Below are 18,076 nucleotides of genomic sequence, written 5' to 3'. Positions count from 1 at the left end.
GCATAGGGAGAATAAAATGAGCATTATTAAAGAGTTTCGCGAATTCGCGATGCGCGGGAATGTTGTCGATTTGGCAGTGGGTGTCATTATTGGTGCGGCATTCGGTAAGATTGTTTCATCACTGGTTGCCGATATCATCATGCCGCCACTGGGGTTGTTAATTGGTGGGATTGATTTTAAACAGTTTGCTTTAACGCTACGTGATGCACAGGGAGACATCCCTGCCGTGGTCATGCATTACGGTGTATTTATTCAGAATGTCTTCGATTTCATTATTGTTGCGTTTGCTATCTTTATGGCAATCAAACTGATCAACAAACTGAACCGTAAAAAAGCGGAGGAGCCAGCAGCACCGCCAGCTCCATCGAAAGAAGAAGTATTACTGAGTGAAATTCGTGACCTGCTGAAAGAACAGAATAACCGCTCTTAAACACTCACTGAAACAAGAAGGCCAGTGGTAAAAAAGTTAATTACTTTCTTGCCACTGGCCTCCCAGTTACCCCGATTGCCATGTTTGCCTTTACGTAGATAACTTCCTTTCCCTTTCTTATTTTTCTCAACGCGCTGTCTGAACAGTGGGTCATGCAGAAGCGCCTCAATGGCGTTGTCCTTTATCTGCCCTTTGGTGTGCTGATAACGACTCATAATATCTCCAGTTTGTAGTAATTTACGCCGCGAGTGTAGACCCGGCAGTTCAAGAAATCAACAGCCTGATGTTGTTCCACTGGCGCCTTGCTCAAGAGCTTCAAGAATAGAGCAGTACACGCTGCTGTGTGCCTTGCCGCAGCATGCATCATTCAATCGCTGCAGAGACCGCTGCATCGTCTGAAGTTCGGCAATACGTGCTTCGACTTCTTGCAGTCTTTCCTGGACGATCCCTTTTGATTCCTGACAGGTATGGTGTTCGGGATCAACACGGATCGAAAGCAATTCGCGGATCGACTCCAGAGTGAAACCAAGCTGGCGGGCATAACGAATAAACTTCAGGCGCTGAAGATCGCTTTCTGTATAGAGGCGAAATCCGCCTTCAGTACGCACTTCATGCTCCATCATCTGCTGCTTTTCATAGTAGCGGATAGTATCTGGCGTCACGTCAGCCAGTTTCGCTATTTCACCAATTCGGTACATGCTCTCTCCGCTATTCATCGTTGATCTTTTTTAGCAGCTTATCTGCGTAGTCACCGCGCAAAAACTCGGTACTGAGTCCAGCCTGCCGAAGTTTAAGTTCCAGCAACGACAGTCTTCGGCTCACCTCCGGATAACTTGGATCATCTTTGCGGATCCCCGCGAGTATTTCAAGCAGCTGTATTGCTTCTCTGCGTTGCTCGAGCTCAGGAGGAAGGCAACCTGCATTTTTTAATAAACGGTATCCAGCTCGGAGTTCAGGCGGGACATGGGTGTCATCGTCAAGAGTCAGCGGTTCACCAGTTCCCGGTAAATCATCAAACTCACCTTTAGATTGTGCATCAATAATATGGCGCTCTGCCCACTGGTCCAGTAACCACATACAACACTCCAGGGGATGAACAAAAAGAGTACAGATATTGTAGATAAGTGGGGATATGACGGATATAAAAAAACCCGCCGAGGCGGGTTTTTTTACGTTACTACAGATTACTCTGCAGCAGCTTCTGTTTTCTCTGAACGATCAACCAGCTCGATGTATGCCATCGGCGCGTTGTCGCCTGCACGGAAACCACACTTCAGAATGCGAGTGTAACCACCGGCGCGGCTCGCGAAACGCGGGCCCAGTTCGTTAAACAGTTTTGCCACGATCTCGTTATCACGAGTACGGGCGAATGCCAGACGACGATTAGCTACGCTATCAGTCTTGGCAAGAGTAATCAGCGGCTCAACTACGCGACGCAGCTCTTTCGCTTTCGGCAGAGTCGTCTTGATGATTTCATGACGAACCAGTGAACCTGCCATATTGCGGAACATAGCCTGGCGATGGCTGCTGTTGCGGTTCAGTTGACGACCACTCTTACGATGGCGCATGACCTTATCCTTCTCAGTAAAACCTTAACCTGTGATCCGGTTACTCGTCAGCGATGCTTGCCGGTGGCCAGTTTTCCAGGCGCATGCCCAGAGACAGTCCACGGGAAGCCAGCACGTCTTTAATCTCGGTAAGAGATTTTTTACCAAGGTTAGGCGTCTTAAGAAGCTCAACCTCAGTACGCTGTACCAGATCACCGATATAGTGGATAGCTTCTGCTTTGAGGCAGTTAGCAGAGCGGACAGTCAATTCCAGATCGTCAACAGGGCGCAGCAGGATCGGATCGAATTCTGGTTTCTCTTCTTTAACTTCCGGCTGACGTACATCACGTAAATCAACGAAAGCTTCCAGTTGTTCAGCCAGAATGGTAGCCGCACGACGAATCGCCTCTTCAGGATCGATTGTGCCGTTGGTTTCCATTTCGATGACCAGCTTGTCCAGGTCGGTACGCTGTTCTACACGCGCTGCTTCAACATTGTAGGCAATACGCTCTACAGGGCTGTAGCATGCGTCGACCAGCAGACGGCCGATTGGGCGCTCATCTTCTTCCGAATGAATTCGGGTAGAAGCCGGCACATAACCACGACCGCGCTGAACTTTGATACGCATGCTAATAGATGCATTCTCATCGGTCAGGTGGCAGATCACGTGCTGTGGCTTGACGATTTCGACATCACCATCATGGGTAATGTCGGCTGCAGTCACAGGGCCAATGCCAGATTTATTCAAGGTAAGAATAACATCATCTTTACCCTGAACTCTCACCGCCAGCCCTTTCAGGTTGAGCAGGATTTCCAGGATATCTTCCTGAACGCCTTCTTTGGTGCTGTACTCATGTAGTACACCATCAATCTCAACCTCGGTCACCGCGCAACCCGGCATCGATGAGAGCAGAATACGGCGCAGTGCGTTACCCAAAGTATGGCCAAAGCCACGCTCTAAAGGCTCAAGGGTCACCTTGGCGTGCGTCGAACTCACTTGCTCGATATCTACCAGGCGCGGTTTTAGAAACTCTGTCACAGAACCCTGCATTGTGTCCTCTCTTTGGTACTAAGCTTTACTTGGAGTAAAGCTCGACGATCAGGTGTTCGTTAATGTCCGCAGACAGATCAGAACGCTCCGGCTTACGCTTGAACGTACCTTCCATCTTGCCAGCATCAACTTCCAGCCAGGTTGGCTTTTCACGCTGCTCAGCCAGCTCCAGAGCGGCTTTCACGCGAGACTGCTTCTTCGCTTTCTCACGAATGCTAACAACGTCATTCGGACTAACCTGATAAGAAGCGATGTTAACAACACGACCGTTTACCATAATTGCTTTATGGCTGACCAGCTGACGTGCTTCTGCACGAGTGGCACCGAAGCCCATACGGTATACAACGTTGTCCAGACGACCTTCCAGCAGACCCAACAGGTTTTCACCGGTGTTGCCTTTCAGACGTGCTGCTTCTTTGTAGTAGTTACGGAACTGACGCTCCAGCACACCGTAGATACGGCGAACTTTTTGCTTTTCACGCAACTGCACACCATAGTCAGACAGACGCGGTTTACGCGCACCGTGCTGGCCAGGAGCTTGTTCAATTTTACACTTGGTATCGATCGCGCGAACGCCAGACTTAAGGAATAAGTCAGTGCCCTCACGACGGCTCAGCTTGAGCTTAGGACCCAAATATCTTGCCATTTTCTTTCTCCAACAATCCTAGAAACGACAGCGTTATACGCGACGTTTTTTCGGCGGACGACAACCGTTATGAGGGATCGGAGTCACATCAGTAATATTAGTGATGCGGAAACCAGCGGCGTTCAGAGCACGAACAGTAGATTCGCGACCTGGACCCGGTCCTTTGACCATAACTTCCAGATTCTTGATACCGTATTCTTTTACGGCTTCAGCGCAACGCTCTGCTGCAACCTGAGCTGCAAACGGAGTGGATTTGCGAGAACCACGGAAACCGGAACCACCGGCTGTTGCCCAACCCAGTGCGTTACCCTGACGATCAGTAATGGTAACGATGGTGTTGTTAAAAGAAGCATGGATATGAGCCACGCCGTCAGAGACTTGTTTTCTTACACGTTTACGTGCACGAATTGGTGCCTTTGCCATTATTCAATCACCCCGATTATTTCTTGATCGGTTTGCGCGGACCCTTACGGGTACGTGCGTTGGTCTTGGTACGCTGACCGCGAACCGGGAGACCACGACGATGACGCAAACCGCGATAGCAACCAAGGTCCATAAGGCGCTTGATGCTCATGCTAACTTCACGGCGCAGATCACCTTCAACGACAAATTTGGCAACTTCGTCACGCAGCGTGTCGATTTGTTCTTCAGACAGCTCACTGATCTTAACATCTTCAGCGATACCCGCGGCAGCCAGAATGGCTTTAGAACGGGTCTTGCCGACGCCGTAGATCGAAGTTAATGCGATCACAGCATGTTTCTGATCAGGAATGTTAATGCCTGCTATACGGGCCACTATGCACTCCTACTATTTAATATGTACGCACCATGCTGAAAAGCCCGTTTTCAGGATACTCAAATGGAAACGCACAGACATACAAAAGATTGGCTGGCTAATCTAGCCAGCTCAACCCAACTTTGCAAGAAAAATATGCGAATAAATCAGCCTTGGCGCTGTTTATGCTTCGGCTCGGCACTGCAAATCACACGGATGACACCATCACGCTTAACGATTTTGCAGTTACGGCATAATTTCTTGACGGAAGCACGAACTTTCATTTTTACTCTCCGTAACTTCTCGGGCGACTGTTAACGGCCGTAGCCTTTCAGATTCGCCTTCTTCAATGCAGACTCGTACTGACTTGACATCATCAGAGTTTGCACTTGAGCCATAAAGTCCATAATCACGACAACAACGATAAGCAGTGAGGTCCCACCGAAGTAGAACGGTACTTTCATTGCATCACGCATGAACTCCGGGATCAGGCAGATAAAGGTAATGTAGAGCGCACCAACCAAAGTCAGGCGAGTCATTACTTTATCGATATACTTCGCCGTTTGCTCTCCCGGACGAATTCCTGGTACAAATGCACCGGACTTCTTCAGGTTATCTGCTGTTTCACGCGGGTTGAAAACCAACGCCGTGTAGAAGAAACAGAAGAATATGATTGCAGACGCATAGAGTAACACATAAAGCGGTTGCCCAGGCTGCAAATACAGCGAAATTGTTGTCAGCCAGTTCCAACCAGTCCCGCCCCCGAACCATGACGCGATGGTCGCCGGGAACAGAATAATACTGGAAGCGAAGATTGCCGGGATTACCCCCGCCATATTCACTTTCAGCGGTAAATGTGTGCTCTGTGCAGCATAGACACGACGACCTTGCTGACGTTTCGCGTAGTTTACCACAATGCGGCGTTGACCACGCTCAACAAATACAACAAAGAACGTCACTGCGAATACTAATACTGCAACCAACAGCAACACGAGGAAGTGCAGGTCGCCTTGACGCGCTTGCTCGATAGTATGGGCAATGGCTGGCGGGAGTCCCGCTACAATACCGGCGAAGATAATGATTGAGATACCGTTGCCGATACCACGTTCAGTAATCTGTTCACCCAACCACATCAGGAACATCGTCCCTGTAACCAGACTTACAACAGCGGTGAAATAGAATGCAAAGCCTGGGTTCATCACCAAGCCCTGCATACCAGGCATATTCGGCAGACCGGTAGCAATACCGATCGACTGGAATATTGCCAGCACCAGAGTACCGTAGCGGGTGTACTGGCTGATCTTACGACGACCAGACTCCCCTTCTTTCTTAATTTCTGCCAGCGTTGGATGAACCACCGTCAGCAGCTGGATAATGATCGACGCCGAAATATACGGCATGATCCCCAGAGCAAAGATAGAAGCACGGCTGAGAGCACCACCAGAGAACATGTTAAACATTTCAATGATGGTGCCTCGCTGTTGCTCAAGCAGTTTGGCAAGTACAGCGGCATCAATACCAGGGATCGGAATGAAAGAGCCAATACGGAACACAATCAGCGCGCCGATTACAAACAGCAGTCTGCGTTTCAGCTCGCCTAAGCCACCTTTGGCACTTTGAAAATCTAATCCCGGTTGTTTAGCCATCTGCTACTTATTCCTCGATTTTACCGCCAGCAGCTTCGATAGCAGCACGAGCGCCTTTAGTAACACGCAGGCCACGAACAGTTACCGGAGTAGTGACTTCACCAGCCAGGATCACTTTCGCGAACTCGATCTGGATACCGATAATGTTAGCTGCTTTCAGCGTGTTCAGGTCTACAACACCGCCTTCAACTTTAGCCAGGTCAGACAGACGAACTTCGGCTGTAATCGCTGCTTTACGTGAAGTGAAGCCGAATTTCGGCAGACGACGGTACAGAGGCATCTGACCACCCTCGAAACCGCGACGTACGCCACCGCCAGAACGAGACTTCTGACCTTTGTGACCACGACCACCGGTTTTACCGAGGCCAGAACCGATACCACGACCCAGGCGGCGAGCCGCTTTTTTAGAGCCTTCGGCCGGAGACAGAGTATTTAAACGCATCTCTTACTCCTCAACTTTAACCATGAAGGAAACCGCGTTGACCATACCACGAACAGCAGGAGTATCCTCGCGCTCTACGGTGTGACCAATACGACGCAGACCCAGGCCAAGCAGCGTTGCCTTGTGTTTCGGCAGACGACCGATTGCACTGCGGGTTTGAGTAATTTTAATAGTCTTTGCCATGGTTTATTTCCCCAGAATTTCTTCAACGGATTTACCACGCTTGGCAGCGACCATTTCCGGAGATTTCATATTTTCCAGGCCATCGATAGTTGCACGAACCACGTTAATCGGGTTAGTAGAACCATACGCTTTAGCCAGAACGTTACGAACTCCAGCGACTTCCAGAACGGCGCGCATTGCACCACCGGCGATGATACCGGTACCTTCGGAAGCCGGCTGCATGAATACACGAGAACCCGTGTGAGTACCCTTAACCGGGTGCTGCAGGGTGCCGTGGTTCAGCGCGACGTTAATCATATTGCGACGGGCTTTTTCCATCGCTTTCTGGATCGCTGCTGGAACTTCACGCGCTTTACCGTAACCAAAACCAACGCGACCGTTACCATCACCAACTACAGTCAGAGCTGTGAAGGAGAAAATACGACCACCTTTAACGGTTTTAGATACGCGGTTAACCGCGATCAGCTTTTCCTGCAGTTCGCCAGCTTGTTTTTCGATGTGAGCCATCTTACACCTCTACCTTAGAACTGAAGGCCAGCTTCACGGGCAGCATCTGCCAGTGCCTGGACACGACCATGATATTGGAACCCGGAACGGTCAAAAGAAACATCTTTGATGCCTTTTTCCAGAGCGCGTTCAGCAACAGCTTTACCTACAGCTGCAGCAGCGTCTTTGTTACCGGTGTACTTCAATTGTTCAGCGATAGCTTTTTCTACAGTAGAAGCAGCTACCAGAACTTCAGAACCGTTCGGTGCAATTACCTGTGCGTAAATATGACGCGGGGTACGATGTACCACCAGGCGAGTTGCACCCAGCTCCTGGAGCTTGCGGCGTGCGCGGGTCGCACGACGGATACGAGCAGATTTCTTATCCATAGTGTTACCTTACTTCTTCTTAGCCTCTTTGGTACGCACGACTTCGTCGGCGTAACGAACACCCTTGCCTTTATAAGGCTCAGGACGACGGTAGGCGCGCAGATCTGCTGCAACCTGACCGATCAGCTGTTTATCAGCGCCTTTCAGCACGATTTCAGTCTGAGACGGACATTCTGCAGTGATTCCCGCAGGCAGCTGATGGTCAACTGGGTGAGAGAAACCTAAAGCCAGGTTTACTACATTCCCTTTAACCGCTGCACGATAACCTACACCAACCAGCTGCAGCTTCTTAGTGAAGCCTTCGGTAACACCGACAACCATTGCATTCAGCAGGGCACGCGCGGTACCAGCCTGAGCCCATCCATCAGCGTAACCATCACGCGGACCGAAGGTCAGTGCATTATCTGCATGATTTACTGCAACAGCATCGTTGAGAGTACGAGTCAGCTCGCCGTTTTTACCTTTGATCGTAATAACCTGACCGTTGATTTTTACATCAACGCCGGCAGGAATAACGACCGGTGCTTTAGCAACACGAGACATTTTTTCCTCCGATTAGGCTACGTAGCAGATAATTTCGCCACCAAGACCAGCCTGGCGCGCTGCACGATCAGTCATAACACCTTTAGAGGTAGAAACAACTGCGATACCCATGCCAGCCATAACTTTCGGCAGCTCGTCTTTACGCTTATAAATGCGCAGACCTGGGCGACTGACACGCTGAATGCTTTCTACAACAGCTTTACCCTGGAAATACTTGAGAGTAAGTTCCAGTTCCGGCTTGGTGTCGCCTTCAACTTTAAAATCTTCAATAAAACCTTCTTCCTTCAGCACGTTGGCAATTGCCACTTTCAGCTTGGAGGAAGGCATGGTGACCGCAGCTTTATTCGCGGCCTGACCGTTACGGATACGGGTCAGCATATCCGCGATCGGATCTTGCATGCTCATCTGTCTTTACTCCCGTGATTCAATTGGTAATTACCAGCTAGCCTTTTTCAAGCCTGGTACTTCACCGCGCATGGCGGCTTCACGCAGTTTGATACGGCTCAACCCGAACTTGCCCACATAGCCATGCGGACGACCTGTTTGACGGCAGCGGTTACGCTGACGGGACGGGCTGGAATCACGCGGCAGAGACTGCAGCTTGAGAACTGCGTTCCAACGATCTTCGTCGGTCGCGTTCACATCAGAGATAATAGCTTTCAGTTCAGCGCGTTTTGCGAAGTACTTATCAGCTAAAGCTACGCGCTTTACTTCGCGTGCTTTCATTGATTGCTTAGCCATTCAGTAACCCTACCTTACTTGCGGAACGGGAAGTCAAAGGCAGCCAGCAGAGCACGGCCTTCTTCGTCAGATTTCGCAGTAGTGGTAATGGTAATATCCAAACCACGCACGCGGTCGACTTTATCGTAGTCGATTTCTGGGAAGATGATCTGCTCACGGACACCCATGCTGTAGTTACCACGACCGTCGAAAGACTTAGCGGACAAGCCACGGAAGTCACGGATACGTGGAACAGCAATAGTGATCAGGCGCTCAAAGAACTCCCACATGCGTTCGCCACGCAGAGTTACTTTACAGCCGATCGGATAGCCCTGACGGATTTTGAAGCCTGCAACTGATTTGCGTGCTTTGGTGATCAGCGGTTTTTGACCGGAGATTGCTGTCAGGTCAGCTGCTGCGTTATCCAGCAGTTTCTTGTCAGCGATCGCTTCACCAACACCCATGTTCAGGGTGATCTTCTCGACCCGAGGGACTTGCATGACAGAATTGTAGTTAAACTCAGTCATGAGTTTAGCGACTACTTCGTCTTTGTAGTAATCATGCAGTTTCGCCATCGTACTACTCCAAATTACTTGATAGTTTCGCTGTTAGATTTGAAGAAACGGACTTTTTTGCCGTCTTCGAATCTAAAGCCTACACGGTCAGCCTTGCCGGTTGCCGCGTTGAAGATAGCAAGGTTAGAGATCTGAATAGCTGCTTCTTTCTCTACGATGCCGCCTGGTTGGTTCAGGGCCGGAACCGGCTTCTGATGTTTCTTAACCAGGTTGATACCTTCAACAATGACCTTGCCGGAAGACAGGACATTCTTAACTTTACCGCGTTTACCTTTATCTTTACCGGTTAACACGATAACTTCGTCATCACGACGGATCTTCGCTGCCATGATTCGCTCCTTAGAGTACTTCTGGTGCCAGAGAGATAATTTTCATGAACTTCTCGTTACGAAGTTCACGAGTTACCGGCCCAAAAATACGCGTACCGATAGGTTGCTCGCTGTTATTGTTTAAAATAACGCATGCATTACCATCGAAGCGAATGACAGAACCGTCCGGGCGACGAACACCCTTCTTGGTGCGCACCACTACCGCCTTCAGCACATCACCTTTTTTGACCTTACCACGCGGAATTGCTTCCTTGATGGTGATCTTGATGATATCGCCGACGCCTGCGTAGCGACGGTGCGAGCCACCCAGAACCTTGATACACATTACGCGACGTGCACCGGAGTTGTCGGCGACGTTCAGCATAGTCTGTTCTTGGATCATTTTAGTGCTCCGCTAATGTCAACTACTACTGAGACCCGAAAATCAGGTCGTTAAAAAAGCCCCATATCGGGGGCGCGGCATTATAACACCGCTTCAACGATATGGGTAGAAAAAATAAACGGCTCATCGCTGAGCCGTTTATTCGTTGAGAATGCCTACTGTATTACAGAACGGCTTTCTCTACAACGCGAACCAGCGTCCAGGACTTAGTCTTGGACAGCGGACGGCATTCGCGGATTTCAACCACGTCACCAGTACCGCATTCGTTGTTCTCGTCATGTACGTGCAGTTTGGTCGTACGCTTAATGAATTTACCGTAGATCGGGTGTTTCACAAAACGTTCGATAGCAACAACGATGGATTTCTCCATTTTATCGCTAACAACGCGACCTTGCAGAGTACGGATTTTATCGGTCATTACGCACCCGCCTTCTCAGTCAGTAAAGTCTTAACGCGTGCGACGTCACGACGCACTTGCTTCAACAGGTGAGACTGTTGCAGCTGGCCACTTGCAGCCTGCATACGCAGGTTGAACTGCTCACGCAGCAGATTCAGCAGCTCGGTGTTCAGCTCTTCAACACTCTTCTCACGCAGCTCTTTTGCTTTCATTACATCACCGTCTTAGTTACAAAGGTGGTTTTAATCGGCAGTTTCGCTGCTGCCAGCTTGAATGCTTCACGGGCCAGCTCTTCCGGTACGCCGTCCATTTCATACAGGACTTTACCCGGCTGAATCAAGGCAACCCAATACTCCACGTTACCTTTACCTTTACCCATACGCACTGCCAGCGGCTTTTCAGTGATCGGTTTGTCCGGGAATACACGGATCCAGATCTTACCTTGACGCTTAACTGCACGGGTCATAGCACGACGTGCTGCTTCGATCTGACGGGCAGTCAGACGACCACGGCCAACAGCTTTCAGACCGAAGCTGCCGAAGCTAACATCCGCGCCAGCAGCCAGACCGCGGTTACGGCCTTTGTGCATTTTACGGAATTTTGTACGCTTTGGTTGTAACATCAGCGACGCTCCTTATTTACGGCCTTTACGCTGCTGCTTTTTAGGTTGAGCAGCCGGTTTTTCCGGTTGTTCAACAGCAGCCATACCACCCAGGATCTCGCCTTTGAAGATCCACACTTTAACGCCGATTACACCGTAAGTGGTGTGCGCTTCAGAGGTGTTGTAGTCGATGTCAGCACGCAGAGTGTGCAGAGGTACGCGACCTTCGCGGTACCATTCGGTACGTGCGATTTCCGCGCCGCCCAGACGGCCGCTAACTTCAACTTTGATACCTTTAGCGCCCAGACGCATTGCGTTCTGTACAGCACGCTTCATAGCACGACGGAACATAACGCGACGTTCCAGCTGAGAAGTGATGCTGTCAGCAACCAATTTTGCGTCCAGTTCAGGCTTACGCACTTCGGCGATATTGATCTGAGCAGGAACGCCAGCAATATCCGCTACGACTTTGCGCAGTTTTTCTACGTCTTCGCCTTTCTTACCGATAACGATACCCGGGCGAGCGGTGTGAATGGTCACACGGATGCTCTTAGCCGGACGCTCGATAACGATACGAGATACAGACGCTTTAGCCAGTTCCTTAGTCAGGTACTGACGTACTTTAAAATCGCTGTCCAGGTTGTCAGCGAATTCTTTGGTGTTCGCAAACCAGGTTGAGTTCCATGGTTTTACAATACCCAGGCGAATACCATTAGGATGTACTTTCTGACCCATTGCTAGTCTCCAGAGTCTCAGCGATCGGACACAACCACAGTAATGTGGCTGGTGCGCTTCAGGATGCGATCTGCACGACCTTTTGCACGCGGCATAATGCGCTTCATGCTCGGGCCTTCGTCTACGAAAATTTTCGTAACTTTCAGATCGTCAATGTCAGCGCCATCGTTGTGTTCAGCGTTAGCAATGGCAGATTCCAGGACTTTCTTAACCAGTACAGCCGCTTTCTTATTGGTGTAGGTCAGAATATCCAGAGCCTGCGACACTTTCTTACCGCGAATCAGGTCTGCAACAAGGCGAACCTTCTGAGCAGAAGAACGAGCATGGCGATGTTGAGCTAAAGTTTCCATCTCTTCCTCCTACCTTATTTCTTCTTCGCTTTTTTATCAGCAGCGTGGCCGCGATAAGTACGAGTCGGTGCGAATTCACCCAGTTTGTGACCGACCATTTCGTCGGAAACAAATACCGGAACGTGCTGACGACCATTATGGACAGCGATGGTCAAACCGATCATGTTAGGAAAGATCGTTGAACGACGGGACCAAGTGCGCAGGGGCTTCTTGTCTCCGCTTTCCACCGCTTTCTCTACCTTCTTCAGCAAGTGCAGGTCAATAAAAGGACCTTTCTTGAGAGAACGTGGCATGGCTTATCCTCTAAAATTATTTGCTACGGCGACGTACGATGAATTTATCAGTACGCTTGTTGCTGCGGGTCTTCTTACCTTTGGTCTGAACGCCCCACGGAGTTACCGGGTGCTTACCAAAGTTACGACCTTCACCACCACCATGTGGGTGGTCGACTGGGTTCATCGCAGTACCGCGAACGGTAGGACGAACACCACGCCAGCGTGCAGCACCTGCTTTACCCAGAACGCGCAGCATATGCTCAGCATTGCCAACTTCGCCCAGAGTTGCACGGCAGTCTGCTTCGACTTTACGCATTTCACCAGAACGCAGACGCAGGGTGACATAAGCACCATCACGAGCAACGATCTGAACGTAAGTACCAGCGGAACGTGCCAGCTGACCGCCTTTACCTGGTTTCATTTCTACGTTATGAACGGTAGAACCAACCGGGATATTGCGCATCGGCAGGGTGTTACCTGCTTTGATTGCAGCATCAACGCCAGACTGAATCTGGTCGCCAGCTTTCAGGCCTTTAGGGGCCAGGATGTAACGGCGTTCACCGTCTTTGTACAGAACCAGCGCGATGTTCGCGGAGCGGTTCGGATCGTACTCAAGACGTTCAACAACTGCCGGGATACCGTCTTTGTTGCGTTTGAAGTCAACAATACGATAAGCCTGCTTGTGACCACCACCGATGTGACGAGTGGTGATACGGCCATTGTTGTTACGACCACCGGATTTGCTGTTTTTTTCAACCAGCGGAGCAAAAGGTTTGCCCTTGTGCAGCTCTGGGTTGACCACTTTAACAACGTGGCGACGACCCGGAGATGTCGGTTTACATTTAACAACTGCCATTGTATTACTCCTCCGACTTACTCAGCGCCGCCGACGAAGTCCAGATTCTGGCCTTCCTTCAGGGTGACGTAAGCTTTTTTCCAGTCGCTACGACGACCGATACGCTGTCCGTGACGTTTAACTTTCCCTTTAACTACCAGGGTGTTAACGACTTCGACTTCGACTTCAAACAGTTTCTGCACAGCAGCTTTGATTTCTGCTTTGGTCGCGTCTTTAGCAACTTTGAGAACGATGGTGTTAGTTTTTTCCATCGCAGTAGACGCTTTTTCAGAAACGTGCGGTGCGCGCAGCACTTTCAGCAGACGTTCTTCACGAATCATGCCAGCATCTCCTCAACTTGCTTAACAGCATCAGCAGTCATTACGACTTTGTCGAAGGCGATCAGGCTAACCGGGTCGATACCAGTTGCATCGCGTACGTCAACCTTGTGCAGGTTGCGCGCAGCCAGGAACAGGTTTTCGTCCAGCTCACCGGTGATGATCAGCACATCTTCCAGAGCCATGTCTTTCAGTTTCTGTGCCAGCAGCTTAGTTTTAGGCGCTTCTACAGAGAATGATTCGACAACGATCAGACGATCCTGACGTACCAGTTCGGACAGAATGCTTTTCAGCGCGCCGCGGTACATCTTTTTGTTAACTTTTTGACTGTGGTCCTGTGGACGAGCAGCGAAGGTCACGCCACCTGAACGCCAGATCGGGCTCTTGATAGAACCTGAACGCGCACGGCCGGTACCTTTCTGGCGCCACGGCTTTTTGCCTGAACCAGTTACTTCAGCACGAGTCTTCTGAGCACGAGTACCCTGACGAGCACCAGCTGCATAAGCAACAACAACCTGGTGAACCAGCGCTTCGTTGAAATCACGACCGAAGGTAGTTTCGGAAACAGTCAGCGCGCTCTGCGCGTCTTTCAATACTAATTCCATTGCTATCCCCTTACGCCTTCACAGCTGGTTTAACGATCAGGTCGCAACCGGTCGCACCCGGAACACCACCTTTAACCAGCAGCAGGTTGCGCTCAGCGTCAACACGTACTACGTCCAGGCTCTGAACGGTTACACGTTCGTTGCCCAGCTGACCTGCCATTTTCTTGCCTTTGAACACTTTGCCCGGAGTCTGGTTCTGACCGATAGAACCCGGAACGCGGTGAGACAAGGAGTTACCGTGAGTAGCGTCCTGGGTACGGAAGTTCCAGCGCTTAACGGTACCAGCGAAACCTTTACCTTTAGAGGTACCGGTTACGTCAACTTTTTTAACGTCAGCAAACAGTTCAACGCTAATGTTCTGACCAACGGTGTATTCTTCACCATCTGCCAGACGGAACTCCCACAGGCCGCGGCCAGCTTCTACGCCAGCTTTAGCAAAGTGGCCAGCTTCCGGCTTAGTTACGCGGTTAGCTTTTTTAGCACCGGTGGTAACCTGAACAGCGCGATAGCCATCGTTAGCCAGATCTTTAACCTGAGTAACGCGGTTTGCTTCAACTTCGATAACGGTTACTGGGATAGATACGCCATCTTCAGTGAAGATGCGGGTCATACCCACTTTTTTACCGACTAAACCAATCATTGTATCAACCTCTCAATCGCTCGATGACCTGATTAACCCAGGCTGATCTGCACGTCTACACCGGCAGCCAGGTCCAGACGCATCAGAGCATCAACGGTTTTTTCAGTTGGCTCAACGATGTCAACCAGACGCTTGTGAGTACGGATCTCGTACTGATCACGCGCGTCTTTGTTGACGTGCGGGGAGATCAGAACGGTGAAACGCTCTTTGCGGGTCGGCAGCGGGATCGGACCACGAACCTGCGCACCAGTGCGCTTGGCAGTCTCGACGATTTCCGCGGTTGATTGATCGATCAGACGATGATCAAACGCTTTCAAACGGATACGGATTCTTTGGTTCTGCATGAGACCAGAGCTCCAATTATTTTATAGACGAAATAGCTACTCCTCAAACCCATTACGATTGATGGGAGAGTGTAACCGTTCTTACAGAGTTCCCCGATTGGGAACATTGTCTGGTATTGCTTTCGCAGTACCGGTGGCTCATATCGAACCGCTGTCAATATTAGACAAGCCCGCGCATTATACGTAAATCTCAGTCTTAAGCAAGTGCCGCGTAGAAATTAATCACTCGTTCATAAATGCGGGCCTCCTTCCACTCTGATTGTATGTCCTGTGATGCAACGCGTTTTCCGTGGAAGAGAGCATCCATAACTCACATCCCGGACTTGTAGGGCCGGCGTGCTTACCCGAAGGTAAACTCTTTACCAAATGAGATTTGCCCATGTACATCGACCTCCCCTTTCTGCTGATTTATGTTTCGCTATCAGGGTTGCTCTTAGTCCATGACCTGCGTACCGGGTTGCTGCCCGACAAATTTACCTGCCCTCTTTTGTGGGGCGGTCTTATTTATCATCAGTGCTGCAGACCTGCACAGTTATCCGACGCGCTTTGGGGTACCGTAGCGGGCTATGGGGTATTTGCTTTGTTCTACTGGGGGTATCGTTTGATATGCCGACAGGAAGGATTAGGCTTTGGTGATGTCAAATTTCTTGCCGCACTGGGCGCATGGCATCGCTGGGAATCATTGCCACTGTTGGTTTTACTTGCCACGGGCATGGCATGTTGTCTCACCGGGATTTCTTGCGCCCGTTACGGGAGACAGATGCTAAAAAACCCGCTGCCTTTTGGGCCATGTCTGGCGGCTGCGGGTTTCGTTATTGGCTGGGTAAATCTGATACAGGGCGGTTAGTCACTGACTTTAATTTGCGATTGCAGATAATTTTGCAAGCCAAGTTTTGCAATCAGGTCCAGTTCAGTTTCGAGCCAGTCAATATGCCCTTCTTCTTCAGTCAGGATCTCGATCATCATGTCCCGGCTGACATAATCATGAACGCTATCGGCATAGGCAATGGCTTCACGCAGATCTTTCGCCCCATCCAACTCGAGCCGAAGATCGGATTGCAGCATCTCTTCAACGTCTTCGCCAATACCCAACTTGCCAAGATCCTGCAAGTTCGGGAGCCCTTCTAAGAATAAAATACGCTCAATATATTTATCAGCGTGTTTCATCTCATCGATAGATTCATGGTACTCAACATCATTGAGGCGAGTCAGTCCCCAGTTTTTAAACATACGAGCATGGAGAAAATACTGGTTGATCGCGACAAGCTCATTTCCCAATAGTTTATTGAGATAATTTATGATTTTAACATCACCTTTCATTTTATAGTCCCTCCGCTTCCACTCTTAGAGAGTAGATGGGGCTACAGGGATGTCAAAAAAAAGAGTGTGACTTAGGCGATCTCTTTAAATTCTGGCATTTGCGTTAATTCATCCTGCATGACTTCACGGGCAGCACGAATGCACTTACCGCATTGATTTCCTACAGGAATAAATTTACGTAATTGCTGAAAGGACTGAGGGTGAAACTGGCGAACAGCCTGACGTATTTTTTTATCACTTATCGCATTACACAAACAAACGTACATGATCGCTCCCGTTCAATTTCTGCGCAAAGTGTAAATGAGAATAGTTATGATTACAATAGCACAGCGCTATTTACGCGGTGGGAGAATGAATAAAAAATGCGAATAAATATGACAACTACTAAATTGCAGGCAGCAAAAAGGGCGCCGAAGCGCCCTTTTTAAGCTCAAAGCTAATTAATCAATAATTAGCTCATTACTTTAGCAACAACGCCCGCACCAACAGTACGGCCGCCTTCACGGATTGCGAAACGCAGACCGTCGTCCATCGCGATCGGGTGGATCAGGGTAACAACCATTTTGATGTTGTCGCCCGGCATTACCATCTCTACGCCTTCCGGCAGTTCGATGGTACCAGTCACGTCAGTAGTACGGAAGTAGAACTGCGGACGGTAGCCTTTGAAGAACGGAGTATGACGGCCGCCTTCGTCTTTGGACAGAATGTACACTTCAGATTCGAACTTGGTGTGCGGCTTGATAGAGCCCGGCTTAGCCAGTACCTGACCACGTTCGATTTCTTCACGTTTGATACCACGCAGCAGAACACCAACGTTCTCACCAGCACGGCCTTCGTCCAGCAGTTTGCGGAACATTTCAACGCCAGTACAGGTAGACTTAGCAGTCTCTTTGATACCAACGATTTCAACTTCTTCACCAACTTTGATGATACCGCGCTCTACACGACCGGTAACAACGGTACCACGACCGGAGATGGAGAATACGTCTTCGATAGGCAGCAGGAACGGCTTGTCAATCGCACGCTCTGGTTCTGGGATGTAAGAATCCAGGAAGCCAGCCAGTTCGATGATTTTCGCTTCCCACTCTGCTTCGCCTTCCAGCGCTTTCAGAGCAGAACCACGAACGATCGGAGTGTCGTCGCCCGGGAAATCGTACTGAGACAGAAGTTCACGAACTTCCATTTCTACCAGTTCCAGCAGCTCTTCGTCATCAACCATGTCGCATTTGTTCAGGAACACGATGATGTACGGAACGCCTACCTGACGACCCAGCAGGATGTGCTCACGAGTCTGCGGCATCGGGCCGTCAGTCGCAGCAACAACCAGGATCGCGCCATCCATCTGCGCAGCACCGGTGATCATGTTTTTAACATAGTCGGCGTGGCCCGGGCAGTCTACGTGTGCGTAGTGGCGAGTCGGGGTGTCATATTCAACGTGAGAAGTGTTGATGGTGATACCACGAGCTTTTTCTTCCGGCGCGTTATCGATCTG

At 50.0% G+C, this 18,076-nt stretch carries 36 protein-coding genes; 2 read left to right on the top strand and 34 right to left on the bottom strand.

Annotated features, from left to right (window positions below):
* The first annotated feature begins 16 nt into the window (after positions 1-16).
* Positions 17-430 (top strand): large-conductance mechanosensitive channel protein MscL, encoded by a 414-nt coding sequence (gene mscL / locus OGV85_RS03025; protein ID WP_003031152.1) that lies wholly within the window; start codon positions 17-19, stop codon positions 428-430.
* Here mscL and arfA read toward each other — a convergent pair.
* The 31 genes from arfA to rpsJ form a co-directional block, all read right to left on the bottom strand.
* A complete protein-coding gene (arfA, locus tag OGV85_RS03020) occupies positions 427-645 on the bottom strand; it encodes an alternative ribosome-rescue factor ArfA (RefSeq protein ID WP_003031148.1) in 219 nt (72 codons plus the stop codon). The two genes, mscL and arfA, sit on opposite strands and share 4 nt — an antisense overlap.
* 57 nt (positions 646-702) lie before the next feature.
* On the bottom strand, positions 703-1,128 hold the full coding sequence (gene zntR, locus OGV85_RS03015; RefSeq protein WP_003031145.1) for a Zn(2+)-responsive transcriptional regulator: 426 nt from the start codon (positions 1,126-1,128) through the stop codon (positions 703-705).
* Between the two features lie 10 nt (positions 1,129-1,138).
* Entirely contained in the window at positions 1,139-1,507 is a 369-nt protein-coding gene (locus OGV85_RS03010) for a DnaJ family domain-containing protein (RefSeq protein WP_061548305.1), read from the bottom strand.
* 107 nt (positions 1,508-1,614) lie between these two features.
* The gene (gene rplQ, locus OGV85_RS03005; RefSeq protein WP_001216370.1) at positions 1,615-1,998 is read right to left on the bottom strand and encodes a 50S ribosomal protein L17; all 384 of its coding nucleotides are present in this window, start codon (positions 1,996-1,998) and stop codon (positions 1,615-1,617) included.
* Between the two features lie 40 nt (positions 1,999-2,038).
* Positions 2,039-3,028, bottom strand: a complete 990-nt coding sequence (locus OGV85_RS03000; protein ID WP_003031139.1) for a DNA-directed RNA polymerase subunit alpha — start codon at positions 3,026-3,028, stop codon at positions 2,039-2,041.
* A gap of 25 nt (positions 3,029-3,053) precedes the next feature.
* Positions 3,054-3,674, bottom strand: coding sequence for a 30S ribosomal protein S4 (rpsD, locus tag OGV85_RS02995; protein ID WP_003031138.1), 621 nt, complete (start codon positions 3,672-3,674; stop codon positions 3,054-3,056).
* Positions 3,675-3,707: 33 nt separating this feature from the next.
* Positions 3,708-4,097 (bottom strand): 30S ribosomal protein S11, encoded by a 390-nt coding sequence (gene rpsK, locus OGV85_RS02990; RefSeq protein ID WP_003031137.1) that lies wholly within the window; start codon positions 4,095-4,097, stop codon positions 3,708-3,710.
* 16 nt (positions 4,098-4,113) lie between these two features.
* Positions 4,114-4,470, bottom strand: coding sequence for a 30S ribosomal protein S13 (gene rpsM / locus OGV85_RS02985; protein ID WP_003031135.1), 357 nt, complete (start codon positions 4,468-4,470; stop codon positions 4,114-4,116).
* Positions 4,471-4,616: 146 nt separating this feature from the next.
* Positions 4,617-4,733 (bottom strand): 50S ribosomal protein L36, encoded by a 117-nt coding sequence (gene rpmJ, locus OGV85_RS02980; protein ID WP_000868187.1) that lies wholly within the window; start codon positions 4,731-4,733, stop codon positions 4,617-4,619.
* A gap of 30 nt (positions 4,734-4,763) precedes the next feature.
* Entirely contained in the window at positions 4,764-6,095 is a 1,332-nt protein-coding gene (secY, locus tag OGV85_RS02975; protein WP_001118864.1) for a preprotein translocase subunit SecY, read from the bottom strand.
* Positions 6,096-6,102: 7 nt separating this feature from the next.
* The gene (gene rplO / locus OGV85_RS02970; protein WP_003031132.1) at positions 6,103-6,537 is read right to left on the bottom strand and encodes a 50S ribosomal protein L15; all 435 of its coding nucleotides are present in this window, start codon (positions 6,535-6,537) and stop codon (positions 6,103-6,105) included.
* Positions 6,538-6,540: 3 nt separating this feature from the next.
* Entirely contained in the window at positions 6,541-6,720 is a 180-nt protein-coding gene (gene rpmD / locus OGV85_RS02965) for a 50S ribosomal protein L30 (protein WP_001140434.1), read from the bottom strand.
* A 3-nt stretch (positions 6,721-6,723) separates the two neighbouring features.
* Positions 6,724-7,227, bottom strand: coding sequence for a 30S ribosomal protein S5 (gene rpsE / locus OGV85_RS02960; protein ID WP_003031131.1), 504 nt, complete (start codon positions 7,225-7,227; stop codon positions 6,724-6,726).
* Between the two features lie 14 nt (positions 7,228-7,241).
* On the bottom strand, positions 7,242-7,595 hold the full coding sequence (gene rplR / locus OGV85_RS02955) for a 50S ribosomal protein L18 (RefSeq protein ID WP_000358960.1): 354 nt from the start codon (positions 7,593-7,595) through the stop codon (positions 7,242-7,244).
* 9 nt (positions 7,596-7,604) lie between these two features.
* Positions 7,605-8,138, bottom strand: a complete 534-nt coding sequence (gene rplF, locus OGV85_RS02950) for a 50S ribosomal protein L6 (protein WP_003031129.1) — start codon at positions 8,136-8,138, stop codon at positions 7,605-7,607.
* Between the two features lie 12 nt (positions 8,139-8,150).
* Positions 8,151-8,543, bottom strand: a complete 393-nt coding sequence (gene rpsH, locus OGV85_RS02945; RefSeq protein WP_003031127.1) for a 30S ribosomal protein S8 — start codon at positions 8,541-8,543, stop codon at positions 8,151-8,153.
* Between the two features lie 30 nt (positions 8,544-8,573).
* Entirely contained in the window at positions 8,574-8,879 is a 306-nt protein-coding gene (rpsN, locus tag OGV85_RS02940; protein ID WP_003031125.1) for a 30S ribosomal protein S14, read from the bottom strand.
* Between the two features lie 14 nt (positions 8,880-8,893).
* Positions 8,894-9,433 (bottom strand): 50S ribosomal protein L5, encoded by a 540-nt coding sequence (gene rplE, locus OGV85_RS02935; RefSeq protein ID WP_003031123.1) that lies wholly within the window; start codon positions 9,431-9,433, stop codon positions 8,894-8,896.
* Between the two features lie 14 nt (positions 9,434-9,447).
* Positions 9,448-9,762: a 50S ribosomal protein L24 gene (gene rplX / locus OGV85_RS02930; protein ID WP_003031122.1), complete on the bottom strand. Its 315-nt coding sequence runs from the start codon at positions 9,760-9,762 to the stop codon at positions 9,448-9,450.
* A 10-nt stretch (positions 9,763-9,772) separates the two neighbouring features.
* Complete coding sequence (gene rplN / locus OGV85_RS02925; RefSeq protein WP_000613954.1) at positions 9,773-10,144, bottom strand: 50S ribosomal protein L14; 372 nt, start codon at positions 10,142-10,144, stop codon at positions 9,773-9,775.
* A gap of 163 nt (positions 10,145-10,307) precedes the next feature.
* Positions 10,308-10,562 (bottom strand): 30S ribosomal protein S17, encoded by a 255-nt coding sequence (gene rpsQ / locus OGV85_RS02920; RefSeq protein WP_003031120.1) that lies wholly within the window; start codon positions 10,560-10,562, stop codon positions 10,308-10,310.
* Entirely contained in the window at positions 10,562-10,753 is a 192-nt protein-coding gene (gene rpmC / locus OGV85_RS02915) for a 50S ribosomal protein L29 (RefSeq protein WP_000644742.1), read from the bottom strand. The genes rpsQ and rpmC overlap by 1 nt, the downstream gene beginning before the upstream one ends.
* Positions 10,753-11,163 (bottom strand): 50S ribosomal protein L16, encoded by a 411-nt coding sequence (gene rplP / locus OGV85_RS02910; RefSeq protein WP_000941208.1) that lies wholly within the window; start codon positions 11,161-11,163, stop codon positions 10,753-10,755. Before rplP ends, rpmC begins: the two co-directional genes overlap by 1 nt.
* A gap of 12 nt (positions 11,164-11,175) precedes the next feature.
* The gene (gene rpsC, locus OGV85_RS02905) at positions 11,176-11,877 is read right to left on the bottom strand and encodes a 30S ribosomal protein S3 (protein ID WP_000529945.1); all 702 of its coding nucleotides are present in this window, start codon (positions 11,875-11,877) and stop codon (positions 11,176-11,178) included.
* A gap of 17 nt (positions 11,878-11,894) precedes the next feature.
* The gene (gene rplV / locus OGV85_RS02900) at positions 11,895-12,227 is read right to left on the bottom strand and encodes a 50S ribosomal protein L22 (RefSeq protein WP_000448832.1); all 333 of its coding nucleotides are present in this window, start codon (positions 12,225-12,227) and stop codon (positions 11,895-11,897) included.
* 14 nt (positions 12,228-12,241) lie between these two features.
* A complete protein-coding gene (gene rpsS / locus OGV85_RS02895; protein WP_001138115.1) occupies positions 12,242-12,520 on the bottom strand; it encodes a 30S ribosomal protein S19 in 279 nt (92 codons plus the stop codon).
* A gap of 16 nt (positions 12,521-12,536) precedes the next feature.
* Positions 12,537-13,358, bottom strand: coding sequence for a 50S ribosomal protein L2 (gene rplB, locus OGV85_RS02890; RefSeq protein WP_000301869.1), 822 nt, complete (start codon positions 13,356-13,358; stop codon positions 12,537-12,539).
* A gap of 17 nt (positions 13,359-13,375) precedes the next feature.
* A complete protein-coding gene (rplW, locus tag OGV85_RS02885; RefSeq protein ID WP_000617546.1) occupies positions 13,376-13,678 on the bottom strand; it encodes a 50S ribosomal protein L23 in 303 nt (100 codons plus the stop codon).
* On the bottom strand, positions 13,675-14,280 hold the full coding sequence (gene rplD / locus OGV85_RS02880) for a 50S ribosomal protein L4 (protein ID WP_003031119.1): 606 nt from the start codon (positions 14,278-14,280) through the stop codon (positions 13,675-13,677). Before rplD ends, rplW begins: the two co-directional genes overlap by 4 nt.
* A gap of 10 nt (positions 14,281-14,290) precedes the next feature.
* Positions 14,291-14,920, bottom strand: coding sequence for a 50S ribosomal protein L3 (gene rplC, locus OGV85_RS02875; RefSeq protein WP_003031117.1), 630 nt, complete (start codon positions 14,918-14,920; stop codon positions 14,291-14,293).
* 32 nt (positions 14,921-14,952) lie between these two features.
* Positions 14,953-15,264, bottom strand: a complete 312-nt coding sequence (gene rpsJ, locus OGV85_RS02870) for a 30S ribosomal protein S10 (RefSeq protein ID WP_001181005.1) — start codon at positions 15,262-15,264, stop codon at positions 14,953-14,955.
* Positions 15,265-15,643: 379 nt separating this feature from the next.
* Between rpsJ and OGV85_RS02865 the strand changes: the two genes are divergently transcribed.
* Positions 15,644-16,111 (top strand): prepilin peptidase, encoded by a 468-nt coding sequence (locus OGV85_RS02865; protein ID WP_032950360.1) that lies wholly within the window; start codon positions 15,644-15,646, stop codon positions 16,109-16,111.
* Here the strand turns inward: OGV85_RS02865 and bfr are convergent.
* From bfr to tuf, 3 genes are all read right to left on the bottom strand, one after another.
* Entirely contained in the window at positions 16,108-16,584 is a 477-nt protein-coding gene (bfr, locus tag OGV85_RS02860) for a bacterioferritin (protein ID WP_003031113.1), read from the bottom strand. The two genes, OGV85_RS02865 and bfr, sit on opposite strands and share 4 nt — an antisense overlap.
* Positions 16,585-16,655: 71 nt before the next feature.
* Entirely contained in the window at positions 16,656-16,850 is a 195-nt protein-coding gene (gene bfd / locus OGV85_RS02855) for a bacterioferritin-associated ferredoxin (protein ID WP_003031111.1), read from the bottom strand.
* A gap of 185 nt (positions 16,851-17,035) precedes the next feature.
* The coding region (tuf, locus tag OGV85_RS02850) for an elongation factor Tu (RefSeq protein WP_058842576.1) at positions 17,036-18,076 on the bottom strand (1,041 nt) is incomplete at its 5' end.

Origin of the sequence: Citrobacter sp. Cf132 (genome assembly GCF_030333885.1) — a bacterium.
In the GTDB taxonomy this organism is placed as follows: domain Bacteria; phylum Pseudomonadota; class Gammaproteobacteria; order Enterobacterales; family Enterobacteriaceae; genus Citrobacter; species Citrobacter freundii.
This window is presented reverse-complemented; position numbering and strand designations above follow the sequence as displayed.

Bases quoted from the DNA above. Each gene is read 5' to 3' on its own strand.
- mscL (WP_003031152.1), top strand. From the start codon at position 17: ATGAGCATTATTAAAGAGTTTCGCGAATTCGCGATGCGCGGGAATGTT.
- arfA (WP_003031148.1), bottom strand. From the start codon at position 645: ATGAGTCGTTATCAGCACACCAAAGGGCAGATAAAGGACAACGCCATT.
- zntR (WP_003031145.1), bottom strand. From the start codon at position 1,128: ATGTACCGAATTGGTGAAATAGCGAAACTGGCTGACGTGACGCCAGAT.
- OGV85_RS03010 (WP_061548305.1), bottom strand. From the start codon at position 1,507: ATGTGGTTACTGGACCAGTGGGCAGAGCGCCATATTATTGATGCACAA.
- rplQ (WP_001216370.1), bottom strand. From the start codon at position 1,998: ATGCGCCATCGTAAGAGTGGTCGTCAACTGAACCGCAACAGCAGCCAT.
- OGV85_RS03000 (WP_003031139.1), bottom strand. From the start codon at position 3,028: ATGCAGGGTTCTGTGACAGAGTTTCTAAAACCGCGCCTGGTAGATATC.
- rpsD (WP_003031138.1), bottom strand. From the start codon at position 3,674: ATGGCAAGATATTTGGGTCCTAAGCTCAAGCTGAGCCGTCGTGAGGGC.
- rpsK (WP_003031137.1), bottom strand. From the start codon at position 4,097: ATGGCAAAGGCACCAATTCGTGCACGTAAACGTGTAAGAAAACAAGTC.
- rpmJ (WP_000868187.1), bottom strand. From the start codon at position 4,733: ATGAAAGTTCGTGCTTCCGTCAAGAAATTATGCCGTAACTGCAAAATC.
- secY (WP_001118864.1), bottom strand. From the start codon at position 6,095: ATGGCTAAACAACCGGGATTAGATTTTCAAAGTGCCAAAGGTGGCTTA.
- rplO (WP_003031132.1), bottom strand. From the start codon at position 6,537: ATGCGTTTAAATACTCTGTCTCCGGCCGAAGGCTCTAAAAAAGCGGCT.
- rpmD (WP_001140434.1), bottom strand. From the start codon at position 6,720: ATGGCAAAGACTATTAAAATTACTCAAACCCGCAGTGCAATCGGTCGT.
- rpsE (WP_003031131.1), bottom strand. From the start codon at position 7,227: ATGGCTCACATCGAAAAACAAGCTGGCGAACTGCAGGAAAAGCTGATC.
- rplR (WP_000358960.1), bottom strand. From the start codon at position 7,595: ATGGATAAGAAATCTGCTCGTATCCGTCGTGCGACCCGCGCACGCCGC.
- rplF (WP_003031129.1), bottom strand. From the start codon at position 8,138: ATGTCTCGTGTTGCTAAAGCACCGGTCGTTATTCCTGCCGGCGTTGAT.
- rpsH (WP_003031127.1), bottom strand. From the start codon at position 8,543: ATGAGCATGCAAGATCCGATCGCGGATATGCTGACCCGTATCCGTAAC.
- rpsN (WP_003031125.1), bottom strand. From the start codon at position 8,879: ATGGCTAAGCAATCAATGAAAGCACGCGAAGTAAAGCGCGTAGCTTTA.
- rplE (WP_003031123.1), bottom strand. From the start codon at position 9,433: ATGGCGAAACTGCATGATTACTACAAAGACGAAGTAGTCGCTAAACTC.
- rplX (WP_003031122.1), bottom strand. From the start codon at position 9,762: ATGGCAGCGAAGATCCGTCGTGATGACGAAGTTATCGTGTTAACCGGT.
- rplN (WP_000613954.1), bottom strand. From the start codon at position 10,144: ATGATCCAAGAACAGACTATGCTGAACGTCGCCGACAACTCCGGTGCA.
- rpsQ (WP_003031120.1), bottom strand. From the start codon at position 10,562: ATGACCGATAAAATCCGTACTCTGCAAGGTCGCGTTGTTAGCGATAAA.
- rpmC (WP_000644742.1), bottom strand. From the start codon at position 10,753: ATGAAAGCAAAAGAGCTGCGTGAGAAGAGTGTTGAAGAGCTGAACACC.
- rplP (WP_000941208.1), bottom strand. From the start codon at position 11,163: ATGTTACAACCAAAGCGTACAAAATTCCGTAAAATGCACAAAGGCCGT.
- rpsC (WP_000529945.1), bottom strand. From the start codon at position 11,877: ATGGGTCAGAAAGTACATCCTAATGGTATTCGCCTGGGTATTGTAAAA.
- rplV (WP_000448832.1), bottom strand. From the start codon at position 12,227: ATGGAAACTTTAGCTCAACATCGCCATGCTCGTTCTTCTGCTCAGAAG.
- rpsS (WP_001138115.1), bottom strand. From the start codon at position 12,520: ATGCCACGTTCTCTCAAGAAAGGTCCTTTTATTGACCTGCACTTGCTG.
- rplB (WP_000301869.1), bottom strand. From the start codon at position 13,358: ATGGCAGTTGTTAAATGTAAACCGACATCTCCGGGTCGTCGCCACGTT.
- rplW (WP_000617546.1), bottom strand. From the start codon at position 13,678: ATGATTCGTGAAGAACGTCTGCTGAAAGTGCTGCGCGCACCGCACGTT.
- rplD (WP_003031119.1), bottom strand. From the start codon at position 14,280: ATGGAATTAGTATTGAAAGACGCGCAGAGCGCGCTGACTGTTTCCGAA.
- rplC (WP_003031117.1), bottom strand. From the start codon at position 14,920: ATGATTGGTTTAGTCGGTAAAAAAGTGGGTATGACCCGCATCTTCACT.
- rpsJ (WP_001181005.1), bottom strand. From the start codon at position 15,264: ATGCAGAACCAAAGAATCCGTATCCGTTTGAAAGCGTTTGATCATCGT.
- OGV85_RS02865 (WP_032950360.1), top strand. From the start codon at position 15,644: ATGTACATCGACCTCCCCTTTCTGCTGATTTATGTTTCGCTATCAGGG.
- bfr (WP_003031113.1), bottom strand. From the start codon at position 16,584: ATGAAAGGTGATGTTAAAATCATAAATTATCTCAATAAACTATTGGGA.
- bfd (WP_003031111.1), bottom strand. From the start codon at position 16,850: ATGTACGTTTGTTTGTGTAATGCGATAAGTGATAAAAAAATACGTCAG.